Source organism: Collinsella sp. TF10-11AT (genome assembly GCF_003437565.1).
Classification (GTDB): domain Bacteria; phylum Actinomycetota; class Coriobacteriia; order Coriobacteriales; family Coriobacteriaceae; genus Collinsella.
On record NZ_QSQW01000006.1, the window covers coordinates 50,544 to 68,723 of the forward strand.

Here is an 18,180-nt window from a genome sequence, read left to right on the forward strand (position 1 = left end):
GAAAAACGACCCAGGGACCTGCCGTGCATGCAGGTGAAATTCCTTTCGTCCAGGTTTTCGGCAACCTCAGGAACGGCTCCAACGCTGGCTTGCGCCGCGTGAACCTTAACAACTGGCCCGGCAGGACGAGGTGGAACAACGCTTCGCGCGAATCTGATTGATAGCTCCCATAAAACCCGCACGGCAGCGTACCCGGTGGAAGCATCGGGCTCGCCTGGCTTAACCAAGTGAAATGGCATATAAGACCACCGGGCCAGTAGACATTTTGCCGACCGCTCGGAATGCAATCAGAGAGCTGAATTGGTCGAATGAAAAGTTACTGCAAGGGCCTTGCCGTCGATGCCGATCTTGTCGGCAGGGCCTATGAGAATTGGCGGTCCGGCGAATCAGGCCGGACCAATGAATGGCGCGTATACAAGGAATACGGCTCGCCCGATGCCCTCATCGCCGAGATCGTAGCCGAGGCTAATGCCGGCACGCTGCGATTCGAGCCCTTGAGCACGAGGCCAAGGCAAGATGGCGGCAAGCTGCGCAACATCGGCGTCGAAGGTGTCAAGCAGCAGATCTGCGGCTACACCGTCGACCTCGCCGTCGATTCGCTCATGCGCGCGAAAACTGGATTCTGGCAGGTCAACAGACCTGGTATGGGACAGTTCCGCGCGGCACCGACGGTGCAGAAGTGGGTCAATCAGTGCGCCTACCATGTGCATCTCGACGTCAAATCCTGCTATGAGTCCGTGAGGTGCGCCGACGTCATGCGCGTGCTCGAGAAGTATGTGCGCTCGAGCGTCGTGCTCGGTATCGCCAAGGCGATCATGGACTCGTATCCGGACGGTCACTTGATGATCGGCAGCTATTTTTCGCTCAGGATGGCGCTGCTTATCCTGAGCTTCGGCTACCACCATGTCGAGGACATGCACAAAACTCGCCGCGGCAAGCGCGTCGCGCTTGTCGAGCATCAGGCATGGTACGTCGACGATATCTGGCTGTTCGGCAGCGACAAGAGAAATCTCAAGTGCGCAGCGCGTGACCTTGCGAAGTACCTCAAGGCCGAGTTTGGGCTAAAGCTCAAGCCGTGGAAGGTATGCAGGGCAACCGACGATGAGCCGACGGACATTGCCGGTCCAGTGGTCAGGCGCAAGCGGATCACCATCCGCGACAAGACCTTTCGCAAGGGGCGTCGAGCGCTATTTCGATGCCGCCGAAAGCCGACGAATCTGAGGTTGGCGAGGCGTTTGATCGCCTATTGCGGCTGGTTCAAACACACCGACAGTCAGAGATTCTGCGATGACAACGGTCTCTGTCCGGCACGCCGTCAAGCCAAAAAGGTAATCGCTAGACACGACAGATTTAGGAGTTCTCATGCAATTCGAGCTTGAGTTTTGCGACCGCGAGCCCGCAAAGGTGACGGTCATCCAGGACGGTCCCATCGCCAACATCTGGCTCCGCAAGGACATCACCGAGGACACCGTCGATAACGGTCCCGATGGCACGCCCTACAAGATTTGGCGCTGCAACACGCTGTTTTTCCAGCGCATCGGTACGCCGAGCGTTGAGGAAATCGAAGCCGACTTCGATGCAATCGCCGAGCAGCAGATCGCAGGCGGTCGCACGGTCGACGAGCGCATCGGTGCGACTGAGCAGACTGTCGCCGACAACGGAAAGCAGCTTGAGACGGCGTTTCAGGCGCTCGCCGAACTCGGCGACATGATCGCAACTGCGGGAGGTGAAGTCTAATGGCAGCAATCTACGCGACCCTCATCAAGGATGGGGCAATCAACCCCAAGACCGGTGAGCCTTGGAAGATTGAGGACGTGAACGTCCTTTGGCGCGCATCCGTCAAAAAGATTCTTGAAAAGTAGGACTGGCCCCGAAAGGGGCCTTTTCTTTTGCGCTGGCTGATTGCCCGCCAGTGCCGTGATGGGGCAAGGGGGGTGAATGAATGGAAGTGCTAAAGCTCTTCGTCCCATATGGTCCGGCGTGGCTTGGCGGCGTACTGCTGGCACTCATCGCCTTTTATTTTGGCCGACAGTTCCTCGAAGAGTACAAGCTCCAAAACGAGCGCAAGAGCGCCCTCGACATCAAGCGCGAGGAGCGCAAGCAAGACGAGGTGAAGGAGCGCGCCCAGCGCGACCGCGAGCGGTCGGAGATGGAGGGGCGGATTGCAGCCCAGATGGAGCGGTCAAATTCGCTGATGGAGGCCATGAAAACCCTAATGGAATCCGTTGTGGCGTCAAATGACGTCCTCCACTCGGATCTGGTTCACAGCCAGGCGCGCAGCCAGGGAATGGCGCAAAAGGTCGACCACATCTGCGACCGGGTTGATTTGCTCTACGACAAAGAATCTACGAGATAGGTTTATGAAATGACAGAGATTCAGGCGGGCCTCACGGTCGCCACGGTGCTCGTGGTGCCATACATCGTGCAGGCCATCAAGACTAAGGCGATGACTGGGAACGTTGCGCGTTGGACGGCCATTGCCGTCTCCGCACTGTGCGGCGCCCTCACCGCCATGGCAAGCGGGATGCCGACTGACCCAGGCGCCTGGGTGACATCAATCTTCGCTTGCGTCGGCGGCGTGCAGGTAGCTTACGCAGCTTTCAAGAGCGTTGGAATCACTGACAAATGGCTCGATGCGCTGCTCGCGCTCGGCGATATCAAGGCGGATTAGCCATGGCAATTACCCAGCGCGAGGCATTCGCGCAGGTCATGGAGCACCTTGTCACTCATGACGGCGGCTCCGGCCATGGATACTCGCAATACAACCGCATGGGCGATGGAACGACCGAGACGATCAGGCTGTCGGATGGCACAACTGTGACCATCGCCGGCGGCGATCGCGACTGCTCGTCTGCCGTCATTATGGCACTCCGCGCCGTCGGCATTAATACCTTTGGTGCCACGTATACCGGCAACATGCGCGAGCAGCTGCTCAAGACCGGTCTTTTCGGTTGGCGAAAAATGGGCGTCAAGTCAGCGCAACGCGGCGATATCTACCTCAATGAGAAGCGCCATACCGCCGTGTGCATCTCGCCTTATGGCTCCATGCGCGGCGACCTTTTGGCGCAGTTCTCCATCTCTGAGAGGGGAACCATCTCCGGCACCAAGGGCGACCAAAACGCCCGCGAGTCCAACATCAAGGCGTACTATTCCTATCCGTGGGATGGCACGCTCTATTGGCTCAACGACGGCAAGACGCTTTCGGGCACTAACACCGAGGTTGCCGACAACACCGACGCCGATCTCGGCGATGTGCGTTACTGGGGCCCCAAGTTCACGCGCGCGATTCAAAAGCAGCTCGGCACTACCGTTGACGGCGTTATATCCGGGCAGTGGGAGTGCAACCAGCGATCTTTCTGGGCTGTCGACCAGGGTTGCGTCGAATGGACCAAGACCGGCAAGGGCGTCGGCTCAGACATGGTGCTCGCCTTGCAGCGCAAGGTCGGATGCGCCATCTATCCTGTCGTCGGCGGTGTCCAGGCTCGACAGATGACCAACGGCACCATCCACAAGCACCAGCAATGGCTTATGGACCATGGCATCTCGGTTGGATCGTGCGGCGCCGATGGCTACCACGGCCCCGACACCAACAGGGCGGTCGCCCAGGCAATCAAGCGTAAGCTCTACGCAGCTTAGTTAGGAGCAGAAATGCTAGGTAACATCATTCTGGTGCTTTTAGGTGCACAGCTGGGCGCAGCTGTCGGCGTGCTCGCCATGTGCCTTTTCATCAATCGCAAATAGCGCTTCGCCCACTCCGGCTCTGCCGGGGTGGGCATTTTTTTGGCAAAAAAGGCCAAAATTATACTTGCGTACTGCTACCAAAGGTAGCATAATATAGACAACGACAGGGGCAAGAGGCACCTGCAATCCCGGGGGGGAGAACATCATGACTGACATCAAGCGCATCACCGACGAAGAGATCTTCGCTCTCAACACCGTTCGCAAGCGTCCGTGCATCACCGAGAGCGGTGAGTGCTACATCATCACCAATATCCGCATTTATGACGATGGCGAGCACTTCGAGATTGACGGTCTCCACGAGACCAACGTCCTTGCCACCGAGCGTGAGGCACGCGAATGGGTCGCAAAGATGATGCTCTCTAAGGATGAGTCCTGCTACTCGATCAAGCATACTTACACGATCCGTTGCCATCACGTCTTTTAGTTGGTGGTTTAGCGATGGATTGCACTGTAAAGTACTTGGACGTTCCTACTAGCTTTGACAGTATCGATGCTGTAGTCATCTGGTTTGATGATAAGAAAATGACCGTCAGTCACATGAGAGTGTTCGAGAAGATTTCCGACGCTCGCGAGTTTGCCGCGCAGCTTTGGGATGACGGAAAATTCTGCTGCGTTGAGCGCACGGTCGGATTGTACACACCGGACGCCATTGACCTTTCGATTCCGATTTATAAGATCCGCACTGTTTAACGGCGAAGCAAAGAATGGAGCCACCAATCATGAAGAGCGCGACGAATTCCAAGCACCAGTTCACTCGCGACGAGGTCATCGAGCGCGGTGAATACCTCGGGTGTACCGAGTATGACAGCGGATGCACCGAGCAGCGCTGGGTTCTCGACGGCATCGTCTTTGCTGAGACCTGCAACGCCGATGGCTACCGCACCGGTTTCCGCTGCCTGGGCAAGGCATCGAAGGTTTTGAAGTAGAGGGACGCGATTGTCATGAGGTATCCCAGCATTCAGGACGTTATCAACTACGAGATCATGCCGGCACTCGGTGAGTTTGCCGACGAGTATGACGTCGAGGAGATCGCACGCCGAACGTTCGACTGTGTCGATGGGCGTTTCGTGGAACGAGAGGACGTTGACTTTTGGGAGGTAGCTCGCGATTGCTACAAAGGCAATGCTCATGAGGATGACCTCGCCGACGAGCTTCGCGGCGCCTATGGCAGCTCTACCGAGACGCACCTGCCGTATGCTGAGAAGGTCTCAGAGCCTAGGACCAAGGCTGATTTCAAGGCACTGCGAGAGGCATGCGGACTTTCTCAGCAAAACGTTGCAGACGCGCTCGGCGTCCATTTGCAGACGATCAAGCGTTGGGAAAAGCCTTCATTTCCCTATGCCGTGCCGGATGATGCCTTTGGCTATCTCGACAGCGTCGCAGAGTCCCAGGCAAATCAGGTCAACTATATGCTCGGCGTCGTTGCCAAGCAGGTCGAGCAATTCGGTAAGAATCCAGTGCTGGTCCCGATCACTTACTACCGAGACCAGCAGATGTACGACAAGTACGGTCGAGACAAAGGTCCTTTTGGATGGCCAAACGCTGTCGCTCGAAAACTCGCTTACGAGCTCGACAAGCGCGGAATCTCTTACTCATTTCGCTACCCGGATGACGGCGCCGTGAGCACACCTGGCAGCAACTACTAGGCCGCGAGCAGCACGCCAAAGCCGCCTTTGAGTGGCAGTATCCCAACGCTGTGATATACTTGAAATAGTTCGGGATAATTCACGCCCGGGCTACCAAAATTGAACGCCCGGGCCTCGTAAGAGACCCGGGTTTTGTGTATTGACCGATATTTAAGGCGCGCGTTGAGTCTGCCGCCCGGACCGAGGAGTTGTCATGGACCTGCCTATCAGCTTGGAAGACATCACGTATGCCGAGAACTATCTGGCGCAGGGCGACCTGGCTACGGCGACGCCGCTGCTTGAGCGTCTGGTGGAGCTCGCCGAGGAGTATATCGACGCTGAGTGCAAGACGGAGGAGAAGCGCCAGTACTTTAGCTTCGACAGCAAGTTTGAGCGCCTGGCCTATCGCCGCGTGGAGAAGGATCCGCGCGAGCTGGTGCAGGTCGAGGTTCCCTTTGACCGCCTGTACTCCGACATGGCGTTTGCCTACATTCGCCAGCAGGATTATGTGAGTGCTCGGAATGCCCTGATGCAGGCCGTGCGTTGGGATCCCATGAACTGCAACTATCGCTTGGACTTGGCCGAGCTGTTCCGCGCGCTCGAGGACAAGCAGGAGTGGGCATCGCTCTCGTTCTCGGTGCTGGAGCGCGCGAGCGACGGTAAGTGCGCCGCACGTGCCTACACCAACTTGGGTCAGTACTTCTTGGAGCCCGAGACCGAGAACATTTCGGCAGCCGTGGGCTGCGCGCGTCTGGCGCTGCGCCTGGCGCCCAATGATGCGCATACGACGCGCCTGCTCAACAAGATCCATACCACCTATCCGGATGCCGCGGACGAGAGTGACGACCATGTGATGGGTGAGCTCGCCCTGCAAGGCGTGCCGACTTCGCCTTCGGCCGAGATTGCCATCTGCCTGATCATGTGTGCGACCGATGCTGCAAGCGACGGCGACAAGCAGGAGGCGACGCGCCTGACGGTGCGCGCTCGTGATTTGGTGGGCGAGGAGGCCTGCGCGGCGATTATCAAACTGGTGCGCGAGAGCGACGCCGAGCTTAACGCCGAGCGCAAGGCAAAGCGCGAGGCTGCGGGCTCAAACGCCGACGACGTCAAGGAGGCCGGCGATGCCCAGTAAGCGCGAGCGCAAGCTCATTTCCAAGAATCGCTCGGCACATCACGAGTACTTTATCGATGAGACGTTTGAGTGCGGTATTGAGCTGAGCGGTACCGAGGTCAAGTCGATTCGCGAGCGCGCGTGCCAGATTACCGATACCTTCGCGCTGATTCGTGGTGGGGAGTGCTGGCTCGTCGGCCTGCATATCCACCCTTATAGCCATGGTGGCGTGTGGAATCGCGATCCCGACCGTCGGCGCCGTCTGCTGCTGCACCGCAAGGAGATCGACTTTCTTGACGGCAAACTTCGCAACCGCGGCTATGCGCTGGTGCCGCTGGAGCTCTACTTTAATACCGACGGCCGCGTAAAGCTGCTGCTGGGCCTAGGCCGCGGCAAGAAGCTTTACGACAAGCGCGAGGATATGGCCAAGCGCGATGTCCAGCGCGAGATCGACCGCGCCCTCAAGGAGCGCAATCGCTAGGCGTTCTGTATAAGTTGCGGTGGAATACGGACTGTTTTGCCTGTTTGAGGGGCTATTCAGTCCTTATTTCACCGCAACTGCGGGCCTCTCATCTTGCTTATACTGTTTTGACACATATGTCTCAAAGGTGGTGTCCGTTGTGGGCGCCGCCTTTTTTTGTGGGTACATACATCCATGAGGTTCCAACCCGCGTTAGGGGAGTGATTGTTATGGACAAAACTGCGTACTTTACCATGCCGAGCGGTCTGTACGTGGTGAGCGCCGCGGCAGACGGGCTGCGCGCCGGCTGCGTCATCAACACTGCGGTGCAGGTGACGTCCATGCCGCCGCGCATTTCGGTTGCCGTGAACAAGGACAACGTCACCTCGGGCGTCATCGCTTCGGCCAAAGCGTTCGCGCTGACCGTGATCGATCAGACCGCCGATATGCTCTACATCGGTAACTTTGGGTTCCGCACCAGCAGCGATTATGACAAGTTTGCCAAATACGAGACCCGCGAGACGGCTCTGGGCATGCCCTATGTGCCCGAGCACGCGGCGGCCCTGTTTAGCTGCCATTTGATCGACACTGTGGATGTTGGCACGCATCTACTGTTTATCGGCGAGGTCGAGGATGCCGAGCGCTTGAGTGACGAGACGCCGCTCACCTACGATTACTACCATAAGGTCCTGAAGGGCAAGACGCCTCCGAAGGCGTCCTCGTATCAAGGCTAGAAATGTTTTAAAAATACTTGCATTATATTATTGAGAATCTATACTGATAAATGAAGTACATCACCAGTCGCGTTTGAGAGGAGAACATCATGGCTGAGGAGAAGAAGACGTATAAGTTCGTGTGCGTCGTTTGCGGTTACGAGGTTGAGGTCGATACGCCCGAGCTGCCCGAGGATTATGTGTGCCCGGTGTGCGGCGTCGGTCCCGATCAGTTTGAGCTCGTCGAGGAGTAGCTCGCAGACACACGGCGAAAGCCGAACATAGCTCTGTCCAAGGGCCTCGGTCGAATTCTCGGCCGGGGCCCTTTTCCTCCGCCCCCAAGGGATCACGGTTGCTGTTGGCCGATCCTGTCTGTTGTGAGTCCGGCCGACCTTTTGTCTCAATCTGTAACATCTAACGGTGGAAATTGGGCCCACTTGTTACATATCGAGACAAACCAAAACCGTCCGGCAGAAGATCTCAATCTGTAACATCTAGACATCGAAAGCGGGTCTAGATGTTACAGATCGAGACGTTTGCCTGAGTAGGTGCCCCGCCCCATTACATCCCTGTCAACAACACGACATCGAGAATCGTCACGATGGCACCGATCCCTACGAGCAGCGCGTTGAGCGGGCGCGAATTGGCATATTTGCCCATGACGCGGCGTGAGCTGGTGAGCCGTATGAGCACAAAGACCGTAATCGGCAGCTGAAGCGACAGCAGCGCCTGACTCCAGATGAGACCTTCAAAAGGATTTGGGACGACCAGGCACGCCGTCACTGCGCCGACGAAACAGGCCGCCACCCCGATCGAGGAATGTCGGTCGTGGATGTCGTATTCCTCGTCGAACATGCCCGCGGTGATGGTGCCCGCCGCCATGCCCGCCGTCACACTACTCGAGAGGCCCGCAAACAGCAGCGCTACCGCAAAGATGGTCGAGCTCGCCGGGCCCAAGATGGGGGAGAGCGTGGCCGCTGCGACGGCGAGGTCGTCTACGACCATGCCGTGCGCAAAGAAGGTCGTTGCGGCAAGGATGACCATGGCCGAGTTGATTGCCCAGCCCACGCCCATCGAAAAGAGCGTGTCGAAGAGCTCGTAGCGCAGACGTTCTTCGATAACCTGCTCGCCTTGGCCTTCGAAGTGCATGGATTGGATGACCTCGGAGTGCAGAAAAAGGTTGTGTGGCATAACGACCGCACCCAGAACGCTCACGATAATCGCGGCAGAGCCAGTGGGCATACTAGGCGTGATCCAGCTTGCGGCGGCTTGCGGCCAGTCGACCTTGACTAGTGCAAGCTCGGCCAAAAACGAGAGTCCTACCACGCCTACGAAGGCGATGATCCAGCGTTCGGCATGCTTGTAGGAGTTCGTCATGAGCATCGCCATCGATACTGCCGCCACGATGACGCAGCCCGCGCGCACGGGCAGCCCAAAGAGCATTTGAAGGGCAATCGCGCCACCCAGGACTTCGGCCATGGCGGTGGCGACAGTCGCGAGATAGGCGCTGGCGAGCACGGCACGTCCCGCGGGGCGGGGCAGGAAGCGAGTCGTGGCCTCGGCAAGACAGGCGCCCGTGGCGATGCCCAAGTGCGCCGCGTTGTGCTGCAGGACGATGAGCATAATCGTGGACAGCGTGACGATCCACAGCAGCGCGTAGCCAAACTGCGAGCCCGCGGCCATATTGGAGGCCCAGTTGCCCGGGTCGATAAAGCCGACGGTGACGAGCAGCCCGGGGCCGATATGCCGCGCAATGTCTAGGCCTCCGTGACCACCGGTGCGTCGGGAGCCAAAGCGTTGTTTGAGATGGTTGAGCATGGTGCGCTCCTGCGTATGGACGGCGTGACGTCGCATCTGGGTCGTGCGGCGCCACGCGTCGGATTTGGGTTGGGGCTACTTGTGCGCTTTGCCCTGATTGGCCACGGCGTCGATCTTGGCGGCGATGGTCGCCGGGTCGCCGATGTAGCGCTTGTCGAGGACGTTGAAATCGGTGTCGAAGGTGTAGACGAGCGGCACGCCGGTGGGGATGTTGACCTTGAGGATCTCCTCGGGCGTGAGGTGCTCGAGCTTCATGACGAGTGAGCGCAGGGAGTTGCCGTGTGCGGCGATGAGTACGCGCTTGCCGGCGAGCATCTGGGGGCGAATCTCGTCTTCGAAATAAGGCCAGGCGCGGGCGATCGTGTCCCTGAGGCACTCGGTATAGGGCAGCTGATCGGGCGCGACATCACGGTATTGCTCCTGGGTGTGGGGATCGCGCGCGTCGTCCGGCTCGAGTGCCGGCGGGCAGACATCGAAGGAGCGGCGCCAGATGAGCACCTGCTCGTCGCCGTGCTCCGCTGCGGCATCGGCCTTGTTGAGACCCTGCAACGCTCCGTAGTGGCGCTCGTTGAGCTTCCAGGATTTGATGACGGGCAGCCACTCGCGATCCATTTGGCCGAGCACGATGTTGAGGGTGTGGATCGCGCGCTTGAGGCGCGAAGTGTAGCAGACGTCAAAGTCGAAACCGGCTTCTTTGAGGGCTCGACCGCCTGCTGCGGCTTCTTCGCGGCCCGTGTCGGTGAGCTCAACATCGGTCCAGCCGGTGAACAGGTTGAGCTTGTTCCACTCGGACTCTCCGTGACGGATGAGGACGAGTTGCATCGTCTGCTGGTCTGCTTGGTGCGCCATAGGGGCCTCCTTGATCTGGCACGGTGTGCGTGCCGTTTGCTTGACGCCGCAAAGGATACCCGTTTTAAGCTTAAAAGTTAACCAAGACTAACAAAATTGTTGTATTTGAATGGGATGGTGAAAGGGGGCTGCCGAAATGTCTCGATCTGTAACAACGAGGGATGGAAATTGGGCCTAGGTGTTACAGATCGAGACAGGAAGAAATGGTCCTATGGAAAATCTCGATTTGTAACAGCTGGCCGCCAAAACCGGCCCTTCGTGTTACAGATCGAGACAAACCAAAACCGCTCCGCAGAAAATCTCAATCTGTAACATCTAGGCGCCAAAATCCGCTCTTCCTGTTACAGATTGAGATGTTTGAAGCGGTGAGCTTACAGGCCGAACTTGGGGCCTATGTTGTCGCCCTTGAGGTCGGCGGTGTCCACTCGTAGGGCGTGCGTTACGCGATTGTTTCGAAACGGGTGGGAAACACAACGGGTCGGCGATGCTCCTAGTATGCCTATTCAACTGACTGTCTAAATATCTAGGGGAGGATCGCGATGCAGGCAGATTCCGCTCAGCAGCAGGGCCTTTATCGCCCCGAATTCGACCACGATGCATGTGGCATCGGCGCGCTTGCCGATATCAACGGTGAGCGCCATCACCAGATTCTGGACGACGCACTGTCCATTCTGGTCAACTTGGAGCACCGCGGCGGCACGGGACTCGAGAAGAATACCGGCGATGGCGCTGGCATCCTGTTCCAGGTTCCGCATCACTTTTTCCGTAAAGAGGCTCAAAAGTGCGGTCAGATTCTGCCGGCAGAGGGCGACTATGGCGTGGCCATGCTGTTCTTCCCGCAGGACGACAAGGGCGTAGAGGATGCCCGCCGCGTGTTTGAGGAGGGCTGTGCCGAGGCCGGCGTGCCGCTGCTCTTTTGGCGCGAGGTGCCCGTCGACCCGCACGACCTGGGCGAGACGGCCCGCGCCTGCATGCCCACTATCCTGCAGGCCTTCCTGGGCCGTCCGGACGACACGCCCGCCGGCGATGCCTTTGAGCGTCGCCTGTACGTGTGCCGCCGCACCATCGAAAAGAAGGCCGATGCCGAGTTTGCCCTGCGAGACAAGATCTTCTACGTGTGCTCCATGAGCTCGCGCACCATCGTGTACAAGGGCATGCTGGTCGCCACGCAGATGCGCCGCTTCTTCATCGACCTCAACGACGCCGCCGTCAAAACGGCCGTGGCGCTCGTCCACTCGCGCTACTCCACCAACACCACGCCCAGCTGGGAGCGTGCGCACCCCAACCGCTTTATCATCCATAACGGCGAGATCAACACCCTCAAGGGCAACGTCAACTGGATTCGCGCCCGCGAACCCAACCTGTACAGCCCCGTGCTGCAGCACGATCTTGAGCGCGTGATGCCCATCATCAACCGCGAGGGTTCCGACTCCGCGATTCTGGACAACGTGCTCGAATTCTTGGTCATGAACGGTCGCCCGCTCACGCGTGCCGCGTCCATGTTGCTGCCCGAGCCGTGGGACCACAACGATAGCCTGAGTGAGGAGCGCCGCGCCTACGACGCTTACCAGTCCATGCTCATGGAGCCCTGGGACGGCCCGGCGGCCATCGCCTTTACCGACGGTCGCACGCTGGGCGCCGCCCTCGACCGCAACGGCTTGCGCCCCGCCCGCTACTACGTGACGCGCGATGGCCGCTTTATGCTGGCAAGCGAGGTGGGCACCATCGAGGTGAGCCCCGAGAACATCCTGACGAGCGGCTGCCTGGGACCGGGCCAGATGCTCGAGGTCGATTTTGCCCGCGGCCGCGTGATCTACAACGACGAGCTGCGCGCCCGCTATGCCAAGGAGAAGCCCTACCGCGACTGGATTGCCGAGGAGACACTGACCGTCGACGCGCTCGATGAGCCCGCCGCGCCCGCGCCCGCCGAGGATGCCGAGGTGCCCGCCGCCGTGCGCATGGCCAAGCTCGGCTATCACTGGGATGATGTTGACGAGGTCGTGCGCCCCATGGCCCAGCAGGGCAAGGCCCCGCTCGCCTCGATGGGTATCGATGCGCCGTTGGCCTGCCTGTCCAAGAAGACGCGTTCGTTCTTTGACTACTTCTATCAGCTGTTCGCTCAGGTCACGAATCCTCCGATTGATGCCCTGCGCGAGCACATGGTGACTTCGACCACGCTCTACCTGGGCAACCACGGCAACCTGCTCGAGGATTCCCGCACGGCCTGTCAGCTGGTGCGCTTGGAGCGCCCATTGCTCAACGAGGAAGAGTTCGAGCATATCTGTGCCATCGACCGTGTTGGCTTTAAGACCCGTCGTTTCCGTGCCGTCTACCGCCGCGATGCCGGCGAGGGCGCGCTGCAGGCTGCGCTCAAACAGCTTGCCGAGGACGTTGAGGCTGCGGTCCGCGACGGCGTGAACATTGTGGTGTTGAGCGATCGTGCCGCTGCGGGCGAGGTGCCCGTGCCGTCGCTGCTCGCCGTGGGCTGCGTGCACAACCACCTGATCCGCGCCGGCGTTCGTACTTTTGCCGACATCGTGGTGGAGTGCGGTGACGCCGTGTCCCCGCACGACTTTGCGGCACTGGTGGGCTACTCCGCGAGCGGCATCTATCCGTACAACGCACATGCGTGCATCCGCGATCTGGCGGCACGCGGCGACCTGGACGTGACGGCCGAGCAGGGCATCGCCAACTACAACAAGGCTGCGACCGCCGGCATCGTCTCCATCATGTCCAAGATGGGCATCTCCACGGTGCAGAGCTACCATTCGGCGCAGATCTTCGAAGCCGTGGGCTTTACGCCGGAGTTCGTCAACGCGTACTTTGCCGGCACGGTGAGCCGTGTGGGCGGTATGGGTGTCGAGGACGTTGAACGCGAGCAAAACGAGCGCTACGACGCCGCGCTCGCTATCCTTAAGAGCCCGGCTCCCGATCAGCTGCCCACGCTGGGCCTGACCAAGTGGCGCCCGCTCGGCGGCGAGGAACACCTCATCGACCCCCAGACCGTCTACCTGCTGCAGACCGCCTGCCGTGAGGACAGCTACGACACCTTTAAGGAGTACAGCGCCCGCCTGCACCGCACCGGCCGTGCCGTGCGTCTGCGCGACTTGCTCGACTTTGATGCCAGCGGCCGCACGCCGGTTTCGCTCGACGAGGTCGAGCCCGCGCTCAACATCGTCCGCCGCTTTAACACCGGCGCCATGTCGTACGGCTCCATCAGCAAAGAGGCGCACGAGTGCATGGCCATCGCCATGAATCGCCTGCACGGACGCTCCAACTCGGGCGAGGGCGGCGAGGACCCGCGTCGCGAGACCCCGCTGGCTAACGGTGACTCCAAGAACTCCGCGATCAAGCAGGTGGCAAGCGCGCGCTTTGGCGTGACGAGCCGCTACCTGTGCAGCGCCTTCGAGATCCAGATCAAGATGGCCCAGGGCGCCAAGCCCGGCGAGGGCGGTCACCTGCCCGGCAAGAAGGTCTACCCCTGGATTGCCGAGGTCCGTCAGTCCACGCCCGGCATCGGCCTGATCTCGCCTCCGCCGCATCACGACATCTACTCTATCGAAGACCTGGCCGAGCTCATCTTCGACCTTAAGAACGCCAACCCCGGCGCGCGCGTGTCGGTCAAGCTGGTCAGCGAGGCCGGCGTCGGCACCATCGCCACCGGTGTGGCCAAGGGTGCTGCCGACAAGATCTTGATCAGTGGCCACAACGGCGGCTCGGGTGCCGCTGCGCGCGACTCTATCTGGCATGCGGGACTGCCGTTGGAACTTGGCCTTGCCGAGGCCCAGCAGACGCTGCTGCAAAACGGCCTGCGCTCACGCGTGGTGCTCGAGGCCGACGGCAAGCTCATGGACGGCACCGATGTTGCCGTCGCCTGCCTGCTGGGCGCCGAGGAGTTTGGCTTTGCGACCATGCCGCTCATCTCGATGGGCTGCTTCATGCAGCGCGACTGCCAGCAGGATACCTGCCCCGCCGGCATCGCGACGCAAAACTGTCGCCTGCGTCGCGGCTTCCGCGGCAAGCCCGAGCATGTCGAGCACTTTATGCTCTTTGTTGCCGAGCAGCTGCGCGAGGTCATGGCGAGCCTGGGCTTCCGCACCGTCGACGAGATGGTCGGCCATCCCGAGTGCTTGCGCCAGATCGAGGTCCCGGGCAACCGCAAGGCTAACCTGCTCGATCTGTCGCCCGTGCTGGCGAGCGCGACCTGCGAGTTCGGTGCCCACATCTCGGGTGCCGACGGCCGTCACTTCCTGCCCCAGATGGCTGCGGACAGCGAGCTCGACAAGACGCTCGACTCCACGCTGTTTGTGCCTTACACGGCCGACGCTCGCGCGCACCTGCGCCCGATTCGCTTCCGCGCCGATATCGCCAACGTCAACCGCTGCGTGGGCACTATCCTGGGCAACGCGGTGACCAAGGCACATCCCGAGGGCCTGCCCGCCGGCTCCATCACCATCGATTGCGATGGTTCGGCCGGTCAGAGCTTTGGCGCCTTCCTGCCGCGCGGCATTACGCTCAACGTGTGCGGCGACGCCAACGACTACTTTGGCAAGGGCCTTTCGGGCGGCGAGGTGTCGGTGCGCCCCAACCCGCATGCGACCTACAAGTTCGACGAAAACATCATCGTGGGTAACGTTGCGTTCTTTGGCGCCACGAGCGGCCACGGCTTCATCAACGGCCTGGCCGGCCAGCGCTTTGGCGTACGCAACTCCGGTGCCACCGTGGTGGTCGAGGGCTGCGGCAACCACGGCTGTGAGTACATGACGGGCGGCCTGGCGCTCATCCTGGGCGAGGTCGGGCAGAACTTTGCCGCCGGCATGACGGGCGGCGTGGCCTATGTCTTTGACCAGTACGGCACGCTCGATGCCCGCGTGAACCACGAGAGCGTTGAGCTCAAGGCCCCGACGGCCGGCGAGCTGGCACAGATTCGCGAGCTCATCCAAGAGCACGTGGACGCGACGCAGAGCCCGCGCGGCATCAAGCTGCTCTACAGCTTTGAGACGATGAGCAAGCACTTTGTGAAGGTCATTCCGACCGAGTACGAGCGTGTGCTGGCGATTGTCGCTGCGAGCGAGGCCGTCGGCAAGACGCATGCGCAGGCAGAGGAGCTGGCGTTTGACATTGTGACCGGTCGCGCGAGCGCCGCGGATGTCGCTCGCTTCGATATTGCGGGCGGTGCTGCGGGTGCTGCGTCCGTGGCCGCCAGCTCTGTTGCTTCGACCAAGAAGGAGGCGTAAGTGCTATGGGTAAGCCCGGTGCTTTTCTTGATATCGATCGCGTGACCCACGAGCTTCGCCCCGTGGAGGAGCGCAGCCGCGATTTCGATCCGCTGTACGTGGAGCTTGACGACGATGCACGCCGTGCCCAGGCGAGCCGCTGCATGATGTGCGGCGTGGCGTTTTGCCAGATGGGCGCGAGCTTTGGCAAGGCACGCCCGAGCGGCTGCCCGCTGCACAACCTGATTCCCGAGTGGAATGAGTTGGTGTACCGCGGCCGCTGGGACGAGGCGGCCGAGCGCCTGTCGCTCACCTCGCCCATGCCCGAGTTCACGAGCCGCGTGTGCCCGGCGCTGTGCGAGGCCGCGTGCAACCTGGGTTCGGTCGATGGCCAGCCCACGACGATCCATGACAACGAGCGTGCGATCAGCGACCATGAGTGGGCAAACGGCGGCCCGCGCCGCTTTGAGCCGGCAGGGGAGGACGCGCCCTCGGTTGCCGTGGTGGGCTCCGGTCCTGCTGGTCTGGTGGCAGCATGGGAGCTTGCGCGTCGTGGCGCCCGCGTGACGGTGTTTGAGCGCGACGACCGCCCGGGCGGCCTGCTCATGTACGGCATTCCTAACATGAAGCTCGAGAAGTCCGTTGTCGAGCGTCGCGTGGCGCTCATGCGCGAGCTGGGCATTGTGTTCGAGCTGAGTGCTGATGCGAATGACCCTGCGGTGGCGGCCAAGCTCAATGGCTTTGACGCCGTCGTGGTGGCTGCTGGTGCCCGCGCTCCGCGTGGGCTTTCGGCTGCGAACGTGGATGCTCCCGGCGTGGTGTATGCCGTGGACTACCTGACGGCTTCGACCGTCTCGGTGCTCGACGGCGGCGAGCCCGCGGTGAACGCGCGCGGCTTGGACGTCGTGGTCATTGGCGGTGGCGATACGGGCAACGACTGCGTAGGTACCGCGGTGCGCCAGGGTGCGCGCAGCGTGCGCCAGTTTGAGTTCTTGCCGGCTGCGCCCGATAAGCGTGCGGCGAGCAACCCTTGGCCGCAGTGGCCCAATGTAAAGAAGACCGACTACGGCCAGCAGGAGGCCATTGCCGCCATGGGCGGCGAGATGCGTGCCTGGGGCGTGGATACCCTCGAGGTGCTGCTGGACAAGAAGGGCGCGGCTGCGGGTCTGCGCGTGGTCGATCTGGACTGGTCGGCGGGAAAGCCCGAGCGCATCGCGGGTTCCGAGCACGAGGTGCCGGCGCAGCTGGTGCTCATCGCCTGCGGCTTTACGGGCCCGGAGCACGGTGTGTTCGACGCCGTTGGCGTGTCTGTTGCCACCGCTGGTCGTCCGCTGCCGGTGATGGCTGCCGAGGGCTCGCACCTCGCGGCTCGCACGGAGGGTGTCGCCGCGGATGCCGCGCCGGTGTATGTGGCGGGTGATGCCCGCAACGGCAGCTCGCTCGTGGTGAACGCCATGGCCGATGCCCTGGCCTGCGCTGCCGAAGTCGCAGACGCGCTGGAGCTGTAAAGTAGTCATTTAAGAACGTCCCCAATGACTGGTCATTTTTGTCTAGTCGTTGGGGACACTCTTTGCGAGCGATTTGCTCGTTTGTCGACGTGTGGGTGCTCATTTGCCGACTTCTTGGGCTGTGGCCACCTGTTGTTTCTGTGGTGGCTGCGGGCATCTGGCTCAAAAGGGCGAGTTGGCTGTCTATGTTTACCTGCTGTTTTGTTGCGGTGTGCATTTTCGGTCAAGCTTTTCGTCAAGTGTTTGGTCAGCATCTGGTTTGCTGCCGGAGGCCTATTTTGCCCGCGCTGGTCGTGGCTGCCCACCCTCCTCGTAAGCTCAAATTGAGGTCCATCAGTTTGAGGAGGATGCCATGACTGACCACGCTTTTGACCGAGCAGAGCTGGCTGAAGCTGTCGGCAACGATATTGCCGACATGGCTCACTTTTGGATGCTGCGGAAGTTTCAATTCCTGGAGCCGGCGCGCGAACAGTTCGAGATCATTGTCGACCCGTGGCTCAGCTATTGCGCCGAGCCTTCGCAAAACGAAATCATGGCCTACAACATGGCGTTTACCGATTGGCTGCTGTTTGAGCGCCCCTATCGCCATGGCAAAACGCTGCTCGAGCTATATGTTGACGAGCCGCCGGCATCGCTTTCGCCTGCCTCGCTCAAGCGGCTCGAGCAGGTACGCGACACGCAGTATTTCTCGCGCTTTGGCATTTTGGACAAGAATCCTGCGTCCGGCATGGTCGTGCTGAAGGACACGCGCACCGATCATCGCTTTGATGTCTACGATTCGCATATCGTGCAGAAGGAGCACTGGAGTGACGGCGCGATTGCGGTGCGCCTCGCCTGCGTCGACGATGTCTGGCTTACGGCGGGACAGCTCTACCTGTATGACATCGCGCGGCTGAGCGATACGGCGGTCGATGGGCCGGGTGCGGTGCATCCGGAGGACCTGCAGGACGGCTTTGACACCTCGTGCATCTGCTTCTTCTTGCGTCTGGTCCGCGACATCATGGGCGCCCAGGGGCGGTACGTAAAGTCGCTCAACATCTACGAGCAGGAGTGGGAGTAGGGGATGGGTAGTTGTCGCCTGCCTTGCCTTTTGCCTTTTTGTCTCGATCTGTAACGTTTGGGGGCAAAACACCGGTCTA

The 18,180-nt window shown here is 60.6% G+C and carries 19 protein-coding genes; 17 read left to right on the forward strand and 2 right to left on the reverse strand.

Annotated features, from left to right (window positions below):
• Nucleotides 1-308 precede the first annotated feature (308 nt).
• The 14 genes from DXC99_RS05580 to DXC99_RS05640 all read left to right on the forward strand — a co-directional run bounded on the left by DXC99_RS05580 (nt 309) and on the right by DXC99_RS05640 (nt 7,904).
• A complete protein-coding gene (locus DXC99_RS05580; protein WP_117629551.1) occupies nt 309-1,379 on the forward strand; it encodes a hypothetical protein in 1,071 nt (356 codons plus the stop codon).
• Nucleotides 1,363-1,737: a hypothetical protein gene (locus DXC99_RS05585; RefSeq protein ID WP_117629552.1), complete on the forward strand. Its 375-nt coding sequence runs from the start codon at nt 1,363-1,365 to the stop codon at nt 1,735-1,737. Before DXC99_RS05580 ends, DXC99_RS05585 begins: the two co-directional genes overlap by 17 nt.
• The gene (locus DXC99_RS10575) at nt 1,737-1,862 is read left to right on the forward strand and encodes a hypothetical protein (RefSeq protein ID WP_255413308.1); all 126 of its coding nucleotides are present in this window, start codon (nt 1,737-1,739) and stop codon (nt 1,860-1,862) included. The genes DXC99_RS05585 and DXC99_RS10575 overlap by 1 nt, the downstream gene beginning before the upstream one ends.
• 80 nt (nt 1,863-1,942) lie before the next feature.
• Nucleotides 1,943-2,356, forward strand: a complete 414-nt coding sequence (locus DXC99_RS05590; protein WP_117629553.1) for a hypothetical protein — start codon at nt 1,943-1,945, stop codon at nt 2,354-2,356.
• A gap of 9 nt (nt 2,357-2,365) precedes the next feature.
• Complete coding sequence (locus DXC99_RS05595) at nt 2,366-2,671, forward strand: hypothetical protein (protein ID WP_117629554.1); 306 nt, start codon at nt 2,366-2,368, stop codon at nt 2,669-2,671.
• Between the two features lie 2 nt (nt 2,672-2,673).
• Complete coding sequence (locus DXC99_RS05600; protein ID WP_158551662.1) at nt 2,674-3,636, forward strand: peptidoglycan amidohydrolase family protein; 963 nt, start codon at nt 2,674-2,676, stop codon at nt 3,634-3,636.
• 250 nt (nt 3,637-3,886) lie between these two features.
• Nucleotides 3,887-4,165 (forward strand): hypothetical protein, encoded by a 279-nt coding sequence (locus tag DXC99_RS05605; protein WP_117629556.1) that lies wholly within the window; start codon nt 3,887-3,889, stop codon nt 4,163-4,165.
• A 14-nt stretch (nt 4,166-4,179) separates the two neighbouring features.
• Nucleotides 4,180-4,431, forward strand: coding sequence for a hypothetical protein (locus DXC99_RS05610; protein WP_117629557.1), 252 nt, complete (start codon nt 4,180-4,182; stop codon nt 4,429-4,431).
• Between the two features lie 29 nt (nt 4,432-4,460).
• A complete protein-coding gene (locus tag DXC99_RS05615; RefSeq protein WP_117629558.1) occupies nt 4,461-4,667 on the forward strand; it encodes a hypothetical protein in 207 nt (68 codons plus the stop codon).
• A gap of 15 nt (nt 4,668-4,682) precedes the next feature.
• A complete protein-coding gene (locus DXC99_RS05620) occupies nt 4,683-5,387 on the forward strand; it encodes a DNA-binding transcriptional regulator (protein WP_117629559.1) in 705 nt (234 codons plus the stop codon).
• Nucleotides 5,388-5,580: 193 nt separating this feature from the next.
• A complete protein-coding gene (locus DXC99_RS05625) occupies nt 5,581-6,498 on the forward strand; it encodes a hypothetical protein (protein WP_117629560.1) in 918 nt (305 codons plus the stop codon).
• A complete protein-coding gene (gene smpB, locus DXC99_RS05630; RefSeq protein WP_006235325.1) occupies nt 6,488-6,958 on the forward strand; it encodes an SsrA-binding protein SmpB in 471 nt (156 codons plus the stop codon). Before DXC99_RS05625 ends, smpB begins: the two co-directional genes overlap by 11 nt.
• Nucleotides 6,959-7,167: 209 nt before the next feature.
• Nucleotides 7,168-7,671, forward strand: coding sequence for a flavin reductase family protein (locus tag DXC99_RS05635; protein ID WP_117629561.1), 504 nt, complete (start codon nt 7,168-7,170; stop codon nt 7,669-7,671).
• Between the two features lie 89 nt (nt 7,672-7,760).
• The gene (locus tag DXC99_RS05640) at nt 7,761-7,904 is read left to right on the forward strand and encodes a rubredoxin-like domain-containing protein (RefSeq protein ID WP_055251878.1); all 144 of its coding nucleotides are present in this window, start codon (nt 7,761-7,763) and stop codon (nt 7,902-7,904) included.
• Between the two features lie 307 nt (nt 7,905-8,211).
• Here the strand turns inward: DXC99_RS05640 and DXC99_RS05645 are convergent, their stop codons facing one another.
• Nucleotides 8,212-9,468, reverse strand: coding sequence for an Nramp family divalent metal transporter (locus DXC99_RS05645; RefSeq protein ID WP_117629562.1), 1,257 nt, complete (start codon nt 9,466-9,468; stop codon nt 8,212-8,214).
• A gap of 75 nt (nt 9,469-9,543) precedes the next feature.
• A complete protein-coding gene (gene gpmA, locus DXC99_RS05650) occupies nt 9,544-10,290 on the reverse strand; it encodes a 2,3-diphosphoglycerate-dependent phosphoglycerate mutase (RefSeq protein ID WP_199408876.1) in 747 nt (248 codons plus the stop codon).
• A gap of 566 nt (nt 10,291-10,856) precedes the next feature.
• On the opposite strand from gpmA, the gene gltB reads away from it, so the two are divergent.
• The 3 genes from gltB to DXC99_RS05665 all read left to right on the forward strand — a co-directional run bounded on the left by gltB (nt 10,857) and on the right by DXC99_RS05665 (nt 18,101).
• Entirely contained in the window at nt 10,857-15,554 is a 4,698-nt protein-coding gene (gene gltB / locus DXC99_RS05655) for a glutamate synthase large subunit (protein ID WP_117629564.1), read from the forward strand.
• Nucleotides 15,555-15,559: 5 nt separating this feature from the next.
• Nucleotides 15,560-17,041 (forward strand): glutamate synthase subunit beta, encoded by a 1,482-nt coding sequence (locus tag DXC99_RS05660; RefSeq protein WP_117629565.1) that lies wholly within the window; start codon nt 15,560-15,562, stop codon nt 17,039-17,041.
• 352 nt (nt 17,042-17,393) lie between these two features.
• Nucleotides 17,394-18,101: a hypothetical protein gene (locus DXC99_RS05665; protein ID WP_117629566.1), complete on the forward strand. Its 708-nt coding sequence runs from the start codon at nt 17,394-17,396 to the stop codon at nt 18,099-18,101.
• Nucleotides 18,102-18,180 lie beyond the last annotated feature (79 nt).

Excerpts from the sequence above, each read along its gene's own strand:
- DXC99_RS05580 (WP_117629551.1), top strand. The coding sequence starts at position 309 with ATGAAAAGTTACTGCAAGGGCCTTGCCGTCGATGCCGATCTTGTCGGC.
- DXC99_RS05585 (WP_117629552.1), top strand. The coding sequence starts at position 1,363 with ATGCAATTCGAGCTTGAGTTTTGCGACCGCGAGCCCGCAAAGGTGACG.
- DXC99_RS10575 (WP_255413308.1), top strand. The coding sequence starts at position 1,737 with ATGGCAGCAATCTACGCGACCCTCATCAAGGATGGGGCAATCAACCCC.
- DXC99_RS05590 (WP_117629553.1), top strand. The coding sequence starts at position 1,943 with ATGGAAGTGCTAAAGCTCTTCGTCCCATATGGTCCGGCGTGGCTTGGC.
- DXC99_RS05595 (WP_117629554.1), top strand. The coding sequence starts at position 2,366 with ATGACAGAGATTCAGGCGGGCCTCACGGTCGCCACGGTGCTCGTGGTG.
- DXC99_RS05600 (WP_158551662.1), top strand. The coding sequence starts at position 2,674 with ATGGCAATTACCCAGCGCGAGGCATTCGCGCAGGTCATGGAGCACCTT.
- DXC99_RS05605 (WP_117629556.1), top strand. The coding sequence starts at position 3,887 with ATGACTGACATCAAGCGCATCACCGACGAAGAGATCTTCGCTCTCAAC.
- DXC99_RS05610 (WP_117629557.1), top strand. The coding sequence starts at position 4,180 with ATGGATTGCACTGTAAAGTACTTGGACGTTCCTACTAGCTTTGACAGT.
- DXC99_RS05615 (WP_117629558.1), top strand. The coding sequence starts at position 4,461 with ATGAAGAGCGCGACGAATTCCAAGCACCAGTTCACTCGCGACGAGGTC.
- DXC99_RS05620 (WP_117629559.1), top strand. The coding sequence starts at position 4,683 with ATGAGGTATCCCAGCATTCAGGACGTTATCAACTACGAGATCATGCCG.
- DXC99_RS05625 (WP_117629560.1), top strand. The coding sequence starts at position 5,581 with ATGGACCTGCCTATCAGCTTGGAAGACATCACGTATGCCGAGAACTAT.
- smpB (WP_006235325.1), top strand. The coding sequence starts at position 6,488 with ATGCCCAGTAAGCGCGAGCGCAAGCTCATTTCCAAGAATCGCTCGGCA.
- DXC99_RS05635 (WP_117629561.1), top strand. The coding sequence starts at position 7,168 with ATGGACAAAACTGCGTACTTTACCATGCCGAGCGGTCTGTACGTGGTG.
- DXC99_RS05640 (WP_055251878.1), top strand. The coding sequence starts at position 7,761 with ATGGCTGAGGAGAAGAAGACGTATAAGTTCGTGTGCGTCGTTTGCGGT.
- DXC99_RS05645 (WP_117629562.1), bottom strand. The coding sequence starts at position 9,468 with ATGCTCAACCATCTCAAACAACGCTTTGGCTCCCGACGCACCGGTGGT.
- gpmA (WP_199408876.1), bottom strand. The coding sequence starts at position 10,290 with ATGCAACTCGTCCTCATCCGTCACGGAGAGTCCGAGTGGAACAAGCTC.
- gltB (WP_117629564.1), top strand. The coding sequence starts at position 10,857 with ATGCAGGCAGATTCCGCTCAGCAGCAGGGCCTTTATCGCCCCGAATTC.
- DXC99_RS05660 (WP_117629565.1), top strand. The coding sequence starts at position 15,560 with ATGGGTAAGCCCGGTGCTTTTCTTGATATCGATCGCGTGACCCACGAG.
- DXC99_RS05665 (WP_117629566.1), top strand. The coding sequence starts at position 17,394 with ATGACTGACCACGCTTTTGACCGAGCAGAGCTGGCTGAAGCTGTCGGC.